Here is a 15,638-nt window from a genome sequence, read left to right as displayed (position 1 = left end):
TTGAAGAGGAACCACCCTGTGAATGCAATCACCCAACAGCCGCTGCCGGCTGTGGCCAATCCTGCTGTCGGCACAACGCCTCCAGGCATCGTGGTCAAGGACTTGGCCCTGCGTTACGGCCAGCAGACCATTTTCGAGCATATGAACCTGGAGATCCGCAGCGGCGAGTTCATCGCCCTGCTTGGCGCCAGCGGCGTGGGCAAGAGCAGCCTGCTGAAGATCATTGCCGGCCTGGCCACGCCCAGCGCCGGCAGCGTGATGGGCAGCGATGGCCTGCCCCTGGCCGGGCGCATCGCCTACATGGGCCAGCAAGACCTGCTCTACCCCTGGCTCAATGTGCGCCAGAACGTCACCCTTGGCGCGCGTCTGCGCCGCGAAAAAACCGATGACGCCTGGGCCGACCACTTGCTTGAGCAAGTCGGCCTGGCCGGGCGCGACAAGCTGCTGCCCGCTGCGCTGTCCGGCGGCATGCGCCAACGCGCGGCCATCGCCCGCACTCTGTATGAGCGTCGGCCCATCGTGCTGATGGACGAGCCCTTCTCGGCACTCGACGCCCTCACCCGCGCCAAGGTCCAGGACCTCGCCGCCGAATTGCTGACCAACTGTACGGCCCTGCTGATCACCCACGATCCGCTCGAGGCCTGCCGCCTGGGCCGCCATTTGATCGTGCTGGCCGGTCATCCCGCCACCCTTGGCGAGCCCATCACCCTGGACGGCTTGCCGCCCCGCGCCCCCGACAACCCGCAAGTGCTGCAGAGCCAGGGTCGCCTGCTGCGAATTCTCACGGAGCTGCATCAATGAATCGCCTGCAACGCGGCGTGCGGCCGCTGATCATTTTCGTCGGCCTGTTGCTGATCTGGTATGCGGTGACCCTCACCGGTATTCCGAGCTACATGCTGCCGACCCCGTTCGCCGTCGCCAAGGCGCTGTGGAGCGGGCGCGAATCCCTCAGCCACCACTTTCTGGTGACGTTGTCGGAGATTGCCCTGGGGCTGTTGTGCGGCTTGGCGCTGGGCATGGTGCTGGCCCTGACCATGATGTTCTCGCCACGCCTGCAGCAGTGGTTGATGCCGGTGCTGATCATCAGCCAGGCGATCCCGGTGTTCGCCCTGGCGCCATTGCTGGTGCTGTGGTTGGGCTTCGGCATGGCGTCGAAGATCGTCATGGCCACGCTGATCATCTTCTTCCCGGTCACGGCTTCGTTTTTCGACGGCCTGAGGCGCACCGAGCCCGGCTGGCTGGAGCTGGCGAAAACCATGAATGCCGACGGCCTGGCCGAACTGCGCCACGTGCGCCTGATGGCCGCCCTGCCCTCGTTCGGTTCCGGCTTGCGGGTGGCCGCAGCGGTGGCCCCGATCGGCGCCATCATCGGCGAATGGGTCGGCTCGTCCAGCGGCCTGGGCTACGTGATGCTCAACGCCAACGCCCGGGTGCAGACCGAAGTGTGCTTCGCCGCGTTGTTCCTCCTCGCCCTGATGGCCGTCGTGCTGGTGCAACTGGTGGATATCAGCGTGCGCAAGCTTTTGTACTGGGTACCCGATTCCAGCAACACCCATTGATTTGCCAACCGCCTCTTTCAAGGGAAACATCATGATCAAGAAGTTCGCCTTCGCTGCACTGATGACGCTCGGCACCGCGTCGGCCCAGGCCGATGAACACATCAAGCTGCTGCTGGACTGGTTCGTCAATCCCAATCACGCCTCGATCTTCGCTGCCGAGTACAGCGGCGCGTTCAAGCGCGCCGGGCTGGACGTCGAAATCATCCCACCGGCCGACCCGAGCGTGCCGCCACGCCTGCTCGCCGCCGGCCAGGCCGATCTTGCCCTGAGCTATCAGCCGCAGCTGTACATGCTCGTCGACAAGGGCCTGCCGGTCGAACGCGTGGGCACCATCATCAACTCGCCTCTCAACACCATCGCTGCCGTCGAAGGTGGCCCGATCAAGACCATGAAAGACTTCAAGGGCCGCAAGATCGGCTACTCGGTGGGCGGCCTTGAAGACGTCACCATCCGCAACATGCTCAAGTTCAATGGCGTCGATCCCAAGGATGTCGATCTGGTCGCGGTCAATTTTCAGGTGATCCCGGCACTGCTGACCCATCAGGTCGATGGCGCGATTGCCGTGTTCCGCAACTTCGAGACCACCGAACTCAAGGAAAAGGGTGTCACCCCGATCATCTTCAAGCCTGAAGAAAACGGCGTGCCGGCCTACGACGAACTGATCGTGCTGGCCAACAAGGCGCATGCCCATGACGCCAAGATCGTGAAGTTCATGGCAGCGCTGGCCGAAGGCACTGCCTACCTCAAGGCCCACCCTGACGACACCTGGACGGCATTCGCCAAGGCCTATCCCGACCTGAACAACGACCTCAACAAGACTGCCTGGAAAGACACCTTGCCGTTCATTGCCAGCAACCCGCTGACCTTTGATCGCACCCGCTACCAGGCCTTCGCCGAGTACATGAAGAAGAATGATCTGATCGATTCGGTCAAGCCGCTTGACGACTACGGCTATGAGCCCAAGCCATGAACACCACGACGCCCGAACCCATAGGCTGGACCCGCCATATCGACTGGGTCGAGGATATCGAAGCGGTGTCCTGGAGCGCTGGCGCGGGCCGCCCGATCGTCCTGATCCATGGCATCGGCCCGGGCACCTGCGGCCTGGCCAACTTCGAGCCGGTCCTTGATGCGCTGCTGGAACACGGTCAGGTGCACCTGCTGGACCTGATCGGCTTCGGCGCCTCGGGGCGCAAACACAGCGCGCCGCTGTTTGACGTCGAGCTGTGGCAGCGGCAACTGCGCACCGTGCTGCAACGCATCGGCACGCCGGCGACCTTGATCGGTAACTCCATCGGCGGCGCCCTCGCGTTTCGCTGCGCCGCCAGTGAGCCCTCTATCGTCGCCGTGCTGTCGATCGGCGCGCCGTTGTGCGCCAGCCCGCCTACCCAGGCGCTGCGCGACTTCTGGACGGTGCCGCAGACGCCCGCGGCGCTGGCCAAGGCCATGGCACCGATGACTGCCGCCGGCATCAAGCCCTCGGCGCAACGGGTCGCCGCACGCTTCGCGCCCTTCGCCGACTCTGCCTTTGCAGCGTATTTCGCCGAGTTGCTAGGCGATCCACAGCAAGCGTTGGCGGATGTCGCTCTGGACCTCGCGACGGCCCAGCGCATCACCTGCCCCATGACCCTGGTGCATGGTTGGCAAGATCGCGCCTGTCTGCTGGAACCTACGGCGCTGGCGTTCAACCGCCTGCGACCGGATGCCGACGCGGTGCTGTTAGGCCAATGCGGGCACAACGTGACCTGGGAAAGAACGGCCGATCTGTGCCGAGTGTTGACTGCGTTCCTGCAACGCACCGAGCTGGAGTAATTGCACCATGAGCAAGACATTCATCCGCTGCGGCCTGCTGTTCACGGCCACCGACAGTCAGGCCTTGAGCGACCAGACGCTGATCATCGACAATGGCCGCATCACCCATGTCGGCCCCACCCACGGCGCACCGGCGCCTGATGCCAGCGACCGCGTCGTCGACCACAGCGAGCGCTTCGTCATGCCCGGCATGGTCGATACCCACACGCACCTGAGTTACGGCTGCGCGGCCTCTGAAGAAGAAGTCGACCTGTACGCTACCCTTGAATTTCGTACCCTGCGCGCGCTGCACGCGGCGCAAAGCATGCTGCGCGCCGGCTTCACCTCGGTGCTCGACCCCGCGTGCTCGGGGATGGTCTCGCCGGCCGTGCGCGATGCCATCGATTGCGGCCTGTATCGTGGCCCCCGCCTGACCACCGCCGGCCCCGCCCTGACCACCCATCAAGGCCTGTACGACTATTACCCCAGTTGGATCGGCTCGCCGGACGTCTCCAGCGGCATTCTGGTCAAATCCCGCGATGAAGCTATCCAACTGATTCGCAAACAGGCCAAGGACGGCGTGGACATGATCAAGATCGCCATGGACGGCACCATGGGCGACCGTGAGCGTGGCCTCTACGCGGCCTTCGATCAGGACGAGATCAGCGCCATGGTCCGTGAGGCCCATCGCCTCGGCCGCAAGGTCGGCGTGCACGCGCGGGGCACTGAAGGTGCCCTGTATTCCGCCCGCGCGGGGGTCGACGTGATCTACCACGGCTCGCGTATCTGTGAAGAAGGCATCCGCGCGGCACTGGACAACGGCACCGCCATCAGCCCGTCATTGCTGATGCTGGTCAACAATATTCAATTCGCCCAGCCCCTGGATCCCTCCTACGCCTGGTGGCCGAATATCCAGCGCAAGGAACTGGCTGCGGCCAGGCGCTGTATCGCCGCCGCATTCGAAGCCGGCGTGCCGCTGCTCAACGGCTCGGAAAGCGGCTTCGCCATCACCTTGTACGGCGATTGGGCGGCCAAGGAGCTGGAAATCACCACCGATCTGCTCGGCCTGAGCCCGGCCGAAGCGCTGCACACCGCTACCCGGGTACCGGCCAGACTCTTGCGCGACAACCGAATCGGCACCCTCGAGCCTGGCCAGGCGGCCGACTTGCTGGTACTCAGCGACAACCCGCTGAGCAACATCAAGTGCCTACAGGATCGAGGCGCCCTTCAAGAGGTGTGGATAGCCGGCGAAACCTACGACCTGACACCGCCACCGCCTGCCCGCCGGCACATGAGCGAGGACTCGCAGGGTATGTGGAATCGGCGCTATACCCGCGACGTGGTCAGTCAGTTGGTCCCCCAGTCATTGGACCTGCACCCGGCATCCTGAATTGCTTTTGTTCACCGTGAAGAGGTCAACATGAACCCGCAAGACTACCATTGGCCAAAGGCCGACTGCACCCGCATACCCTACGGCATGTATCGCGACCCCGATGTCTACACCCTGGAACAGGAAAAGATCTTCCAGGGCCCGGTGTGGAACTACCTCGCCCTGGAGGCGGAAATCCCCAATGTCGGCGACTTCCGTACCATCGAGGTCGGCGACATTCCAGTGATCGTCAACCGCGCCCGCGACGGCAAGGTACACGCCTTCGTCAACCGTTGTGCCCATCGTGGCGCCACGGTGCAGCGCCTGATCCATGGCAACGCCAAATCCCACGTGTGCTGCTATCACCACTGGGGCTACAACCTGGAAGGCAACCTGGTAGGGGTACCCTTCGCCCGTGGCGTCGAAGGCAAGGGCGGGCTGCCCGAAGACTTCGACAAGAGCGAACATTGCCTGCGCAAGCTGCGCGTCGAAACCCTCAACGGGGCGATCTTCGGCACCTTCGCCGCCGAGCTCGAGCCGCTGAAGGACTACCTCGATACCACCTTCGTCAACCAGCTGAAACGCCTGTTCAACCGTCCGATCAAGATCCTCGGCTATCAGCGCCAGCGTATCCATGGCAACTGGAAGCTCTATACCGACAACCTGCGCGACCCTAATCACGGGGGTCTGCTGCACATGTTCCAGATCACCTTCGGCATCGCCCGCCTCAACCAGACTGGCGGCGCCAAGGTAGACAAGAAGGCCCGCCACAACATGTCGTGGGCCGCCCAGGACATGGGCAAGAACAACAGCGATACCGAGTACTCGACGCCCCGCGAGAACAATAACCTGACCCTCAAGGACGGCAGTCTGCTGCAATACCGCAAGGAATTCCCGGACGACTACAACCTGACCATCGCCTCGATCTTCCCCAACTGTATCTTCCAGCAGATCGGCAACACCCTGGCGGTACGGCAGATCCGCACCAAGTCAGTGGGGGAATTCGAGATCTTCTGGACCTTCTACGGCTATCAGGACGACGACAGCTCCATGGACCAGCACCGCCTGCGCATGTCCAACCTGGTCGGCCCCGGCGGGCTGGTGTCGATGGAAGACGGCGAAGCGATCGAGATCGTCCACCGCGCCATCGCCGCTGACGAAAACCGCCACGCCTTCGTCGAGTTCGGTGGCCGCGGCCCGGTCGGCGACCAGGACAACCTGGTGACCGAGGCGCCGATGCGCGGTTTCTGGATGCACTACTGCGACCTGATGGGCATCACCCTGGGAGAAGCCGCACATGCCGACGCCTGACGATTACTTTCAACTGCAGCGGCTGCTGGACCTGTATGCACGGCTGATCGATGAAGACCGCCTGGAGGAATGGGTCGAACTGTTCAGCCCCGAGGGCCGCTACGAGATCATTTCCCGGGAGAACCTGGCTCAGGGATTCGCCCTGCCCTTGATGCTCTGCGAAAACCGCAACCAGATCGCCGACCGGGTGATGTCGTTGCGCAAGGCCAACATCTACAACATCCACACCGATCGCCACATCATTTCCCAGCTGCATGTGGAGCGCAGCGCCGAGGGCTGGTGCGTGGGCGCCAACTTCGCGTTGTTCCAGACCAACCAGGAAGGCGTCAGCAGCCTTTACAGCGTCGGCCGCTATGACGATCTGGTGCGTCCCGTGGACGGCCGCCTGATGTTCATCAGCAAGCGCGTGATCGTCGACACCGGTGCGGTGCCTTCGCTGCTTGCCACGCCTATCTGAGGACCTGACATGACCGCCACGAAACACGAAATCTTCGTCCCCGGCATGGGCCCACCGCTCAGTCATTACTGCGACGCTGTAGCGATCGGCGAGCTGCTGTTCGTCTCCGGCATCCTGCCCCTGGACGACCAGTCGCAACTGGTCGGCGGCGACGATGCCCAAGCCCAGGCCGAGCAGGTGTTCGCCCGCCTTGAACAGGTGCTGGCCGCGGTCGGTGCGCAATACGCCGACATCGTCAAGGTGACGCTGTTTCTCACCGACGTGAACGACCGCGCCGCGATCAACGGGGTGCGCAAGCGCTACTTCGCCCAGAGCCGCCCCGCCAGCACCTTGGTCGAAGTCAGCGGCCTGATCACCCCTGGCGCGCGCCTTGAGGTGGAGGCCATCGCCCGCCTGCCGCGCCCCGCACCTTATGGAGTTTGAAGCTATGCAGACTATTCAATACCCGTTGCTTGTCGAGACTACCTTGACCCGCGTAATCGAAGCCGGCAGCGGCCCCGCCGTGGTGTTCGTGCATGGCCTCGGCGCCCGTTGCGACCGCTGGAGCGGTACCGTGGCGCGCATCGCCGATGCGGGCTACCGTGCCGTCACCTTTGATTTGCCAGGCCACGGCCTGGCGACCAAAGGCGCAGCCGATGCACCCGCCGATGTGCCGGCGTTGGCGCGTTATCTGGTGACGTTACTGGATCTGCTGGGCATCGAGCAGGCAGTACTGGTGGGCACCTCACTGGGCGGTCACATCTGCGCCTACGCCGCCACGCTGATTCCCGAGCGGGTACCGGGCATCATGCTAGTCGGCGCCCTCGGCATCGCCCCGCTGAGCCGCGAAGCCGCCGAGGGCATCCAGCGCAGCGTCAAGGCGACCTCTCTGGAGGAAATCCGCGGCAAGCTCAATTATGTCATCGCCGACCCCACGCTGGTCACCGAGGGCCTGGTGCATGAAGAGTGGCGCATCAACAATTCCCCCGGCGCCAACGCCAGTTTCGTGCGCATGGGCAACTATGTGGTCGATGGCCTGGAGCGCGACTATGTCGCCAGCGAAGTCGCGGCGCTGTATCCGCCGGATAAAATCCGCCTGGTCTGGGGCGCTGCCGACAAGGCAGTGCCAGTCAGCATCGGCGAGCAATGCCGTGATTTGCTGGGCGGTGCGCCGCTGCTGCTGATCGAAGGCGCGGGCCATGCGCCCTACTTTGAAAAACCAGCGGCTTTCGATCCGCCGTTGCTGGAATTCCTCGCCGCGCTGTATTGAGGACCCCCGCGCCCTTGTGCGCGGTACCGCGACAGTCATTGCCTGATCGTTGTTTGCAACATGCTTTCCCGCCGGTGGGCCGCCATTGATTGCGTAGCCCGCCGGTGGCGAAGCCGCGCGCCCGTCATTACAACAACCTGCAACTCTTATAACAATAAGCCTCTTTGGCAATTTCAATTCTGCTGCTGCCCCTCACCTTAATACTTATAAAGTTACAGGAGCTGTTTGCATGCGTGCAATAAAGTGGATCACCTTCTCGTTGGCAACTACCGCCGCCACCACCGGGCAATGGGCCATGGCCAGCGAGCAATCTGAAGCCTCGGGTTTTCTTGAAGGTAGCAAGCTCGACTTGCTCGACCGCAACTTCTATATCAACCGCGACTTTCGCAGCGGCAACTCGCCGGTGGGCAACAAGGGGCAACGTACACCCTACGGCGAGATCTGGGCCAACGGCCTGCGCGGCTTTTTTTCCTCGGGATACACCCAAGGCACAGTCGGTTTCGGCCTGGATGCCATCGGCTTCATGGGCGTAACGCTGGACAGTGGGGCGGGTCGGATTGGCGGCGTGTATACCGTGCCGGTGCGGGATAACGGCAAACCAGTGAACGAATTTTCGTCGCTCGGCCTGGCAGGCAAGATGCGCATTTCCAACACCGTGCTCAAGGTCGGCGACCAGGTCACTACCTTGCCGGTATTCGCTACGGACGACACCCGTATCGCTCCGGAGACCGCGCGCGGCATGCTGCTGACCAGCAAGGAAATCGACGGCCTGACCCTGCACGCAGGCAAGTTCGACGCCATCAAGGGCCAACAATATGCAAGCCATGACAGCGTTGGCCTCAAGGATGCCAAATTTGCCGGCGGCACCTATAACTTCAGTTCAGCCCTGACGGGAGCCTTGTATTATTCCAACCTCGACGATGTTTTCCGCAAATACTATGGCGGCCTCGATTATACGCTGCCGATAGATGCCAATAATGCACTGTCTACCAGTTTCAATCTGTATCGGACTAAATATGATTCAAACTATACCGGCACTGGCAGTGACGAAGACAACTCCATTTGGAGCGCAGCGATCGCCTATAGCTTGGGCGCTCATAAGTTGAGCCTTTCCTATCAAAAGTCTAACGGCGGCTATATCAGCCCGACCGGGCGCCCGGTGGGTTATGTCTATGGGCCGGACGGCGGCGGTTCGATCTTCCTCGCCAACTCGATCCAATATTCGGACTTCAACAACAAGGATGAAGGCTCCTGGCAAGTAGCCTACAGCGTCAACTTCGCCACGCTGGGGGCACCGGGCCTGACGTTCGGGGCGCGTTTCGTCGACGGCCAGAACATCGACATGGGCAATGGCGCCGAGGCCGGCGAGCGGGAAACCGATCTGGACCTCAAATACGTGATCCAGAGCGGTACGGCCAAGGATCTCTCGCTGCGGATGCGCCAGGCGTTCTACCGCTCGCCGGACGTGCTCAACGGCGACGTCAACGACTTCCGTGTGATCGTCGAGTATCCGCTGAGCATCCTCTGACAGCCCGTAACGACAGGGCTTGCCCGGGCCCTGTCGCCGTGCTCCCGCCCGCACTGGCAAAGGCCATCGAGTCTGCCTCGCCCAGGCTTCGGTTTTTCCTAAGCAATGCCCAGCGCAAATGCTGGTTTCGCCAAATCAGGCACGATGTGAAGCTGGGACCATTCACCTCTCGCAGAGACACCAGACATGCCTACCCATACCCGCATCCGCATGTTCAACACCAAAGAAACCTACCCCAACCAATCCCTCGATAACGACCTGTGCCAGGCCGTGCGCGCCGGCAACACGGTGTATGTCCGGGGCCAGATCGGCACCGATTTCGACGGCAATCTGGTTGGCCTGGGCGACCCGCGGGCCCAAGCCGAGCAGGCGATGAAAAACGTCAAGCAACTGCTTGAAGAGGCCGGCTCGGATCTCTCCCACATCGTCAAGACCACCACCTACATCATCGACCCGCGCTATCGCGAACCGGTGTATCAAGTGGTCGGCAAGTGGCTCAAGGGTGTATTCCCGATCTCCACCGGCTTGGTGATTTCTGGCCTGGGCCAGCCTGAATGGTTGATGGAGATCGACGTTATCGCGGTCATCCCGGACGACTGGACCGCTGCCTGATCCACATGCCTTCAGCTAACGGAGCGGCCATGGCCACTGCATCGATCAAGCCCCTCGAACCCTGCATGGCGAGCCTCGCCGCCACGCCGGGGATCAATATCGCGGTGCAACTGGACAAGGTGCTCAAGCGCTTCGGCGACTCGATTGCGCTGCACGAGGTGTCACTGAAAATCCAGGAAGGCGAGTTCGTCACGCTGCTCGGTCCCTCGGGCTGCGGCAAGACCACGCTGCTCAACCTGATGGCCGGCTTTGCCGAGGCGGATAACGGCGAGATCTTCATCGACGGCCAACTGGTCACCGAGACCCCACCCTATCAACGGGAAATCGGCATCGTGTTCCAGAACTACGCGCTGTTCCCGCACATGAGCGTGGCCAAGAACATTGGCTACGGTTTGCGCATGCGCGGCGTCGCCAAGGTCGAGATCGCCGAGCGCGTCGAGCAAGCGCTGGCGCTGGTCAAGCTGCAGGGCTACGGCGAGCGCAAGCCGCGCGAGCTTTCCGGTGGCCAGCAGCAGCGTGTGGCGCTGGCGCGAGCGCTGGTGATCCGCCCCAAGGTGCTGCTGCTCGACGAGCCGTTCTCGGCGCTGGACAAGAACCTGCGCCTGTCGATGCAGATCGAGCTCAAGGACATCCAGCGCAAGCTCGGTGTGACCACGGTGTTCGTCACCCACGACCAGAGCGAAGCCCTGAGCATGAGCGACCGCGTGGTGGTGATGTCCGCCGGCCACGTACGGCAGATCGGTACCCCGGACGCGATCTATCGCCACCCGCAGGATCCGTTCGTGGCCAGCTTCGTCGGTGACGTCAATATCCTGCCCGGTCGCTACCTGAGCCGCGACGAGCTGGCCACCCTGGCGTTGGGCGATAGCAGCTTGCGCGTAGCGGCCGAACGGGTGCATGCCGATATCGGCGAGCGCCTGGACATCTACGTGCGCCCGGAGAACATCCGCCTGGGCGCGCTGGGTGCGGACACGCTGCTCAGCGCCACGGTGATCACCCATGTGTTTCAGGGGGACCATGTGGATATTCATCTGGACGTTCCGGCGCTGGGCCACAACCGTTTGTTCGTGCGCCAATCCGGCCTCGACGCCCTGACCCGTTGGCCGGTCGGCGCGGCGGCGGGTTTGAGCTTCGATGCCGAGGGCGTCTGCGCCTTTGCCGCGGGGGCGGTGTGAGGATGCGGCAGATGATTATTCATCAACAGTGCGGGCTTCTTCGCGAGCAAGCTTTGCTCCCACCGGTGTACGGCTCAGGTCCGCCTGCACGGCGGGCGCGAGGTGGCGCGTTCGGCGGCGAAGAGGCCAATGCATAAACCGCCGTTCTGAGCACCGTCTCACCCACTTATTGAATCAGAGCACTCCATGACCGCTAACCATTACACCGAGCAACCCGCATGAGCCTGCTGCCAGACACCATCACCGCCGTCATCGCCCACGAACCCGGCGGGCCCGAAGTGCTGCGCAGCGTTGAGCGGCCAATGCCGCTGCCTCAAGCCGACGAAGTACTGATCCGCATCGCCGCCGCGGGCGTCAACCGCCCGGACCTGATGCAGCGCAACGGCATGCCGCTCCCGCCCGGTGTCACTGACGTGCTCGGCCTTGAAGCCGCCGGTACCGTGGTGGCCGTGGGCAGCGCGGTCAGCGACTTTGTACCCGGCGACCGTGTCATGGCCCTGCTCAATGGCGGTGGTTACGCCCAGTACTGCGTCGCCTTGGCCGGGCATTGCCTGCCCGTGCCCGCCGAGCTGGCGCTGGAGGATGCCGCGGGCGTCCCGGAAGCGGCCTTTACGGTATGGCACAACCTGTTCGAACTGGGGCGCCTGAAAGCGGGTGACACGGTGCTGATCCACGGCGCTGCGAGCGGCGTCGGCAGCCTCGCCGTGCAGTGCGCCCATGCTGCGGGTGCGCGGGTCATCGCCACCGCTGGTGGTGCCGAAAAAGTCGCCCTGCTGGAGGCGCTGGGGGTGTGGCGCGCGGTGGATCGGCATACCGAGGACTTCGTTGCGGTAGTCGCCGAGTGCACCGAAGGGCGCGGCGTCGATGTAGTTCTCGACAACGTCGGCGGCCCCTACGTAGTGCGCAATCTGGAGGCCATGGCGGCTGGCGGACGCCACGTCAGCCTGTCGTTTCTGCAAGGGGCCAGGATCGAACTCGACCTGCAGCTGTTGATGCGCAAAAGCCTGAGCCTCACCTCCTCGACGCTGCGCCCGAAAAGCATCGAAGAGAAGACCCGGCTGGCCAACTACATTCGCGCCAACCTGCTGCCGTGGTTGGCGTCGGGCCAGGTCCGGCCGCTTATTCATGCGCGCCTTGCTTTGAGTCAGGCTGCCGATGCCCATCGCCTGCTGGAGAGCAACGCCAATCTGGGCAAGGTGTTGCTGATTCCCTGAGTCACCTCGCTACAGGTCCTTCACTCATCCGGACGATTGCCAATGTTCAAACTGTATTACGCCCCGACGTCCCCCTACGTGCGCAAGGTCATGATCACCGCCCATTGCCTGGGGCTTGCCGAACAGATCGAACAACTCGCCTCGGCTGCCCACCCGATCAACCGCGACGAACGCATCGCCACCTTCAATCCGTTGGCCAAGGTGCCGGCGCTACAGACCGCCGAGGGCCTGACGCTGTACGACAGCCGGGTGATCTGCGAATACCTCGACAGCTATGCCGGTGGCTCACTGTTCCCGCGCGAAGGCCTACCTCGCTGGACCAGCCTGACGCGTCAGGCCTTGGGCGATGGTCTGTTGGACGCCGCGATGCTGATGCGCTACGAAGCCGTGGCGCGCCCGGCCGACAAGCAATGGGACGCCTGGACCGACGGCCAACTGACCAAGGTCCGCGCCGCCCTGGCAGACATCGAGCGCCAGGTCGTGTCGTTCAGCACGGTGCCCGACGACATCGGCCTGATCACCCTCGGCTGCGGCCTCGGCTACCTGGATTTCCGCTTCGCCGACCTCGACTGGCGCGCCGACCACCCCGCCACCGCCGCCTGGTTCGCCGTATTCGAGCAGCACCCGGCCATGCTCGCCACCCGCCCTTTTGAATAACGCCTTGGAGTCCGCCATGCCCCATACCGTGTTTTTCCTCAACGGCCCCAACGCCAATCTCTACGGGCTGGACACCCAGGGCACCTACGGCAGCGAAAGCTTCGCCAGCATCGAGGCCCGCTGCCAGCGCCACGCTACCGCTTTGGGCCTGCAGCTGGAGTTTCGCCAGAGCAACCACGAAGGCGTGCTGGTGGACTGGATTCAGGAAGCGCGCCTGCGGGCCGACGCGGTGATCATCAATGCCGCCGGGCTGAGCTACAGCTCGGTGCCGATCCTCGATGCGCTGCTGGCGTTCGACGGGCCGATCATCGAAGCGCACATGAGCAATATCTGGAAGCGCGAGAGTTTTCGTCATCACTCCTACGTGTCCAAGGCCGCCACCGGCGTGATCGCCGGCCTCGGCGCGCTGGGCTATCGACTGGCGCTGAACGCGGTGGCGGAACTGCTGGACGACACACCAGAGGAGCCTCAGCCATGACCTCGACCCTGGTGTTCTACAGCCAGTTCGACAGTTTCGAAGAATGGCGAGACTTGCTCGCGCCGCAACTGCCCGGCGTGCACATCTGCCAGGAGCAGGACATCGACGACCCGGACAACGTCCACTATGTGCTGGGCTGGAAGCCGCCGCAGGGCTTCTTCGCGCGCTTTCGCAATCTCAAGCTGCTGGTCAACCTGGGGGCCGGGGTCGATCAACTGGTCGGCCGCGATGATTTGCCAAAAGTGCCCATCACTCGGGTTTCCGATCCCGATATGGGCCGCATGATGGCCAGCTACGTGCTGTTTGCCGTGCTGCGTTACGCCCGCGACATTCCAGCGTTCGAACGTGCCCAGCGCGAGCGGCGCTGGCACTACCTGCACCCGCGCGTGCCGGCGAGCATCCGCGTCGGTGTGCTGGGCCTGGGCGAGTTGGGCGCTTATGCAGCGCTGGAGTTGGCGCGCCAGGGCTTCGACGTGCGCGGTTGGTCACGCTCTGCCAAACAGCTGGACAACGTCACCTGTGTCAACGGCATGGACAATCTGAACGGTTTTATCGCCAGCAGTGACATCCTCGTGGTGATGCTGCCACTGACTCTGCAGACCCGCGGCCTGCTGAACGCCGAGCGCCTGGCGCTGCTGCCCGAGGGGGCTTGCTTCATCAACGTCTCTCGTGGCGCAGTGGTCGACCAGGCGGCGCTGACAGCGGCGCTGACCAGCGGGCAGATCGCAGAGGCGACCCTGGATGTGTTCGACCGCGAACCGCTGCCCCCTGTGGATCCGCTCTGGGCCTTGGACAACGTGCTGATCACCCCGCACATGGCCTCCATCGCCATTCCGGCCTCGGCAGCGCAGCAGATCGCCGACAACATTCAGCGCCTGGGCCGTGGCGAGCCGGTGTTGCACGAGATCGATCCACAGCGCGGCTATTGAGCACAGGCCTGCATCGCAAATCCTGAGGCACAGGTACAGCAAAGGTTGTTTTACCGATTTCATAGATCAACCTCATGATCGCTCAAAGCTGCCAGGGCGCAGCCCTGCCCCACAAGGTAGGCGGCGCCACCGCCTTGTGCGGGTGCTGCCCACGAATTTTTTCATCCACCGCCCAGAAGGAAAAGAACATGCTGCGTAACGCCATTGCCTTGACCCTGTTGAGCGCCAGCCTGCTGGCCGCCACGCACGCCAATGCCGCCGACAAGCTGATCGTCAGCACCTGGGGCGGCAGCTTCAAGGACCTGATCGACGAAGCCATCGGCCAGCAGTTCACCCAGCAAACCGGCGTCGAGGTCGAGTACGTGACCGGCGGCACTATCGACCGCCTCAACAAGGCCAAGCTGGCCGGCACCGCCGAGACCGACCTGACCTTCACCACCTCGCACGTGGGCTGGCTGTACACCCACGACAAGCTGTTCGAAACCCTGGACATGAGCAAGATCCCCAACGCCGCCAACCTGGTCAAGCAGGCCAGGCTGAGCCCGTCGCACATCGGCGTGTGGGGCTACGTCTACACCATCGGCTATCGTCCCGACCTGGTGCCCAAGGGCGAGACCTTCAGCAGCTGGGAAGACCTCTGGAAGCCCGAGCTCAAAGGCACCCTGGCCTTGCCCGACTGGGACCCGAGCCACATCATCGCGATCTCCGCCAAGCTCTCTGGCAGCGACGCCGAGCACTGGGAAAAGGGCCAGGACAAGCTCAAGGCGCTGATCCCTAACATCAAGGCGTTCTACACCAACGATGCCAACAGCCAGCAGTTGATTGCCACCGGCGAAACTCCGGTGCAGGTCATGCTGTCGATGAACGCCTATCACATGATGGACGAAGGCGTGAACATCAAGCTGGCCATCCCCAAGGAAGGCGCGGTGCTGGGCGTCGACGCCATGGGCATCAACACCGGCAGCAAGCACGCCGACCTGGCCTATAAGTTCATGAACATCGCCTTGTCGCCTGAGGTGCAGGCCAGGATCGCCAAGATCAACCGCGGCAGCCCGGTGGTGACCAATGCCCATGTCGACCCTGAAATCGCCAAGCTGCCCGGCATGCTGACCACCCCGGCGCAGTGGGACGCGACCTTGAACATCGATCCCGAACTGCGCGCCGAGAAGTCCGCCGAGTGGCGCAAGTGGTTTTCGGAAAACATCATGGCGCACTAAGCGTTGCTTGATCGTTTTTGCTTCAACGGCCTTGTCTGCAAGGCCGGTTGCCGAACCGCGGCGGGCATTTCAGGGCAAGCCCCATCGCTACA

The 15,638-nt window shown here is 63.2% G+C and carries 17 protein-coding genes; all 17 read left to right on the top strand.

Annotation, left to right across the window (positions count from 1 at the left end; translation table 11 throughout):
• The first annotated feature begins 18 nt into the window (after nucleotides 1–18).
• Nucleotides 19–801, top strand: a complete 783-nt coding sequence (locus tag REH34_RS26560) for an ABC transporter ATP-binding protein (protein WP_226502066.1) — start codon at nucleotides 19–21, stop codon at nucleotides 799–801.
• Nucleotides 798–1,559 (top strand): ABC transporter permease, encoded by a 762-nt coding sequence (locus REH34_RS26555; protein ID WP_311969786.1) that lies wholly within the window; start codon nucleotides 798–800, stop codon nucleotides 1,557–1,559. Before REH34_RS26560 ends, REH34_RS26555 begins: the two co-directional genes overlap by 4 nt.
• A 31-nt stretch (nucleotides 1,560–1,590) precedes the next feature.
• Entirely contained in the window at nucleotides 1,591–2,529 is a 939-nt protein-coding gene (locus REH34_RS26550) for an ABC transporter substrate-binding protein (RefSeq protein ID WP_226502064.1), read from the top strand.
• The gene (locus REH34_RS26545; protein ID WP_311969785.1) at nucleotides 2,526–3,371 is read left to right on the top strand and encodes an alpha/beta hydrolase; all 846 of its coding nucleotides are present in this window, start codon (nucleotides 2,526–2,528) and stop codon (nucleotides 3,369–3,371) included. The genes REH34_RS26550 and REH34_RS26545 overlap by 4 nt, the downstream gene beginning before the upstream one ends.
• Before the next feature lie 7 nt (nucleotides 3,372–3,378).
• Nucleotides 3,379–4,740 (top strand): amidohydrolase family protein, encoded by a 1,362-nt coding sequence (locus REH34_RS26540; protein ID WP_311969784.1) that lies wholly within the window; start codon nucleotides 3,379–3,381, stop codon nucleotides 4,738–4,740.
• Between the two features lie 30 nt (nucleotides 4,741–4,770).
• On the top strand, nucleotides 4,771–6,030 hold the full coding sequence (locus tag REH34_RS26535; RefSeq protein ID WP_311969783.1) for a Rieske 2Fe-2S domain-containing protein: 1,260 nt from the start codon (nucleotides 4,771–4,773) through the stop codon (nucleotides 6,028–6,030).
• A complete protein-coding gene (locus REH34_RS26530; protein ID WP_311969782.1) occupies nucleotides 6,017–6,487 on the top strand; it encodes an aromatic-ring-hydroxylating dioxygenase subunit beta in 471 nt (156 codons plus the stop codon). Before REH34_RS26535 ends, REH34_RS26530 begins: the two co-directional genes overlap by 14 nt.
• Nucleotides 6,488–6,496: 9 nt before the next feature.
• Nucleotides 6,497–6,910, top strand: coding sequence for a RidA family protein (locus tag REH34_RS26525; protein WP_311969781.1), 414 nt, complete (start codon nucleotides 6,497–6,499; stop codon nucleotides 6,908–6,910).
• A 4-nt stretch (nucleotides 6,911–6,914) separates the two neighbouring features.
• Nucleotides 6,915–7,736, top strand: coding sequence for an alpha/beta fold hydrolase (locus REH34_RS26520; protein ID WP_311969780.1), 822 nt, complete (start codon nucleotides 6,915–6,917; stop codon nucleotides 7,734–7,736).
• A 229-nt stretch (nucleotides 7,737–7,965) separates the two neighbouring features.
• Entirely contained in the window at nucleotides 7,966–9,264 is a 1,299-nt protein-coding gene (locus REH34_RS26515) for an OprD family porin (RefSeq protein ID WP_311969779.1), read from the top strand.
• Nucleotides 9,265–9,450: 186 nt separating this feature from the next.
• Nucleotides 9,451–9,876, top strand: a complete 426-nt coding sequence (locus tag REH34_RS26510) for a RidA family protein (RefSeq protein ID WP_226502056.1) — start codon at nucleotides 9,451–9,453, stop codon at nucleotides 9,874–9,876.
• Nucleotides 9,877–9,905: 29 nt separating this feature from the next.
• Nucleotides 9,906–11,051: an ABC transporter ATP-binding protein gene (locus tag REH34_RS26505; protein WP_226502055.1), complete on the top strand. Its 1,146-nt coding sequence runs from the start codon at nucleotides 9,906–9,908 to the stop codon at nucleotides 11,049–11,051.
• Between the two features lie 218 nt (nucleotides 11,052–11,269).
• Nucleotides 11,270–12,265 (top strand): NAD(P)H-quinone oxidoreductase, encoded by a 996-nt coding sequence (locus REH34_RS26500; RefSeq protein WP_311969778.1) that lies wholly within the window; start codon nucleotides 11,270–11,272, stop codon nucleotides 12,263–12,265.
• Between the two features lie 42 nt (nucleotides 12,266–12,307).
• Nucleotides 12,308–12,922 carry a glutathione S-transferase gene (locus tag REH34_RS26495; protein ID WP_311969777.1) on the top strand — a complete coding sequence of 205 codons (615 nt, stop codon included), beginning with the start codon at nucleotides 12,308–12,310 and terminating at the stop codon, nucleotides 12,920–12,922.
• A gap of 16 nt (nucleotides 12,923–12,938) precedes the next feature.
• On the top strand, nucleotides 12,939–13,400 hold the full coding sequence (locus tag REH34_RS26490; RefSeq protein WP_311969776.1) for a type II 3-dehydroquinate dehydratase: 462 nt from the start codon (nucleotides 12,939–12,941) through the stop codon (nucleotides 13,398–13,400).
• The gene (locus tag REH34_RS26485) at nucleotides 13,397–14,329 is read left to right on the top strand and encodes a glyoxylate/hydroxypyruvate reductase A (RefSeq protein ID WP_311969775.1); all 933 of its coding nucleotides are present in this window, start codon (nucleotides 13,397–13,399) and stop codon (nucleotides 14,327–14,329) included. The genes REH34_RS26490 and REH34_RS26485 overlap by 4 nt, the downstream gene beginning before the upstream one ends.
• A gap of 188 nt (nucleotides 14,330–14,517) precedes the next feature.
• Nucleotides 14,518–15,546, top strand: a complete 1,029-nt coding sequence (locus tag REH34_RS26480) for a polyamine ABC transporter substrate-binding protein (RefSeq protein WP_311969774.1) — start codon at nucleotides 14,518–14,520, stop codon at nucleotides 15,544–15,546.
• Nucleotides 15,547–15,638 lie beyond the last annotated feature (92 nt).

Origin of the sequence: Pseudomonas baltica (assembly GCF_031880315.1) — a bacterium.
Lineage (GTDB): Bacteria > Pseudomonadota > Gammaproteobacteria > Pseudomonadales > Pseudomonadaceae > Aquipseudomonas.
The sequence above is the reverse complement of the archived record's forward strand: the minus strand, read 5'-3'. Positions and strand labels throughout refer to the sequence as shown.